This is a genomic window from Streptomyces fuscigenes, from assembly GCF_021556455.1.
GTDB classification, from domain to species: domain Bacteria; phylum Actinomycetota; class Actinomycetes; order Streptomycetales; family Streptomycetaceae; genus Streptomyces; species Streptomyces fuscigenes.
This window is the reverse complement of the sequence record NZ_JAKGCV010000638.1, coordinates 1-2,388: the sequence shown is the minus strand read 5'-3', so window position 1 is coordinate 2,388 and position 2,388 is coordinate 1. Positions and strand designations below refer to the sequence as shown.

At 76.1% G+C, this 2,388-nt stretch carries 2 protein-coding genes and 1 pseudogene; 2 read left to right on the top strand and 1 reads right to left on the bottom strand.

Annotation, left to right across the window (positions count from 1 at the left end; genetic code table 11):
- Window positions 1–116: 116 nt before the first annotated feature.
- On the bottom strand, window positions 117–809 hold the full coding sequence (locus tag L1885_RS27245) for a TetR/AcrR family transcriptional regulator (protein WP_235799816.1): 693 nt from the start codon (window positions 807–809) through the stop codon (window positions 117–119).
- A 155-nt stretch (window positions 810–964) separates the two neighbouring features.
- Between L1885_RS27245 and L1885_RS27240 the strand changes: the two genes are divergently transcribed.
- Window positions 965–1,789 carry an SDR family NAD(P)-dependent oxidoreductase gene (locus L1885_RS27240; RefSeq protein WP_235799815.1) on the top strand — a complete coding sequence of 275 codons (825 nt, stop codon included), beginning with the start codon at window positions 965–967 and terminating at the stop codon, window positions 1,787–1,789.
- Between the two features lie 146 nt (window positions 1,790–1,935).
- A pseudogene (locus L1885_RS27235) lies at window positions 1,936–2,388 on the top strand (hypothetical protein); the annotation flags it as partial.

Sequence of the window (2,388 nt, the reverse complement as noted above, 5' to 3'; positions counted from 1 at the left end):
CACCCGCGCCTCGCTCGCGACGGTCGCCACGGCCTACCTCACCACGCGCCTCACGCGTGCGTGGCGCCACCGCCCGCGCCATCTGACGGGCGCGTAGAGGGGGCGCGGCGCCCCCTCTACGCCCGCCCGCCCGCCGCGGTCGCCGCCCGGGCCAGCGCGCCGGCGGCGAGCGTCGTCAGCAGGTCGCGCAAGGAGGAGGCGAAGTCCATTTTCAGGAGCGCGAGTTCGGGGTCGTCCTCGTAGGCGGCCAGCATGGCGGCGGAGGGGCGGGCGTGCGTCCACACGGCGCCCGCCACCATGATCGCCTCGGCCGCGAGCCGGTCGGCGCGCTCCCCCGCCTCGGGCAGGTACCCGCGCACCAGCCCCGCGAGGACGACCACGTTGGCTACGGCGGCCCGCTTGTAGCGGGCGGCGACCTGCGGCGAGACGTTGTGCTCCAGCACGCCGGCCTGGGCGCTCAGCAGGTCGCACAGCACCCGCCGGCCGGCCAGCGAGCGGGCGAGGACCCCGGCCACGCGAGCCCCCCGCTCCGCCGGGGCGAGGTCCGCGTCGCCCCCGGCGGGCAGCAGCCGCGGCAGCTCGGCGTTCCACTCCTGCCAGGCCCGGTCGAGGAGTTCCAGCAGCACCGCCTCGCGGGACTCGAAGTAGCGCAGGACGTTCGACTTGGCCAGCCCGACGCGGCGGCTCAGCTCGTTGAGGCTGACCGCCGAGACCGGCATCTCGTCGAGCATCGCCGCGGCGGTGTCGAGGATGTCGCGGCGCCGGATGTCGCGCTGCTCGGGGCTTCTCGCGCGCTGGAAGGTCGTCACGCCTCCACTTTACAGAGCCGGGACAAGTAGAGACCGGCGGTCTTTTGACATCAGACCGGCGGTTCCTTAACGTGGTGCGGGACAACAGACCGCCGGTCTGAAAAGGCTCGGCATCCGCGCGCGCCGCGGCCGCCGCCAGCGAATCGAGAAGACACATGTCCAAGGTCTGGTTCCTCACCGGAAGCTCCCGCGGCCTCGGCCGCGCCCTGGCCGAGCAGGCGCTCGCGTCCGGCGACCGGGTCGTCGCGACCGCCCGCGACGTCCGCGCGCTCGACGACCTCGTCGCACGCCACGGCGAGCGGGTCCGCGCGCTGCCGCTGGACGTGACCGACGTGGACGCCGTCCACGAGGCGGTCGCCGCGGGACTTGAGGCGTTCGGCCGCTACGACGTCGTCGTCAACAACGCCGGGTACGCCGATCTCGCGTCCGTCGAGGACATGTCCCTCGACGGCTTCCGCCGCCAGGTCGACACCCTCTTCCACGGCGTCGTCTACGTCACCAAGGCCGTCCTGCCCACGCTCCGCGCGCAGGGCTCCGGCCACATCCTCCAGGTCTCCTCGCTCGGCGGCCGGCTCGGCTCGCCCGGCCTCGCCGCCTACCAGAGCGCGAAGTGGGCCGTGAACGGCTTCACCACCGTCCTCGCCCAGGAGGTCGCCCCGCTCGGCATCAGGGTGACCTCGCTGGAGCCGGGCGGCATGCGCACCGACTGGGCGGGCTCCTCGATGACGATCCCGCCGGTCAGTGAGCCCTACCGGCCCACGGTCGGCGCGTTCGCCGACATGCTCCGCGGCGCGTCCGGCGCCGACGTGCCCACCCCCGCCGAGGTGGCCCGCGTGGTGTACGACCTGGCGGGCCGCGACGACGCCCCCGTACGCCTGCTCCTCGGCAAGGACGCCGTCCAGTACGCCGCCGCCGCGGCGGAGGCGCTCGCCGCGTCGGACGAGAAGTGGCGGACGGTCTCGGAGTCGGTCAACGTCTGAGCCCCGCGCTCCGGACGATCCGCGCGGGGACGGCCCGCCCGGGGCGCGCGACCCGTTCGTGACCCGGGTGCGGGAGACTGGGGGGACGGGCGCGGCCGACGCGCCCTCCCGCCGCCGCTTCCCCGGCCCCACGGAAGGTGTGTGCCATGCCGTCGCAGCCCGACACGTCCGCCGCGGGTGCCCGTGGTGTCGGCAGCGGACCCGCGGGGCCCCGCGAGTCCGCGTCCTCGGCCCCCGGGCGGGGGGCACCGGACGCCGGGCGCCCCGGCCAGGAGCCCGGGGCGGCCGCGGACCCCGCCGCCACGCGGCACCGCTCGCTGGTGACCCTCGACCACCGGCTGTTCCTCGGCACCGACGCCGTCACGCTCGCGACGCCCGAGGGCTTCGCCACCGTCCCGTACGCCGGGACCGCCGAGGTCCTCGCGCACCCCGACGGCGGCCGTGTGCTGACCGGCACCGACGGGGTGCGGATCGCGGTCGAGCCGACGCTGTACGCGATGCTCACGCCCGACCGGATCGCCGCGCTGGACGCCGCGCTCGCCTCGGCCGCCCCGGATGCGGCGCGCACCGAGGCCCCGCGCGCGGCCGAGGACGTGCCG

Coding starts and splice junctions, on each gene's coding strand:
- L1885_RS27240 (WP_235799815.1), top strand. CDS start 965: ATGTCCAAGGTCTGGTTCCTCACCGGAAGCTCCCGCGGCCTCGGCCGC.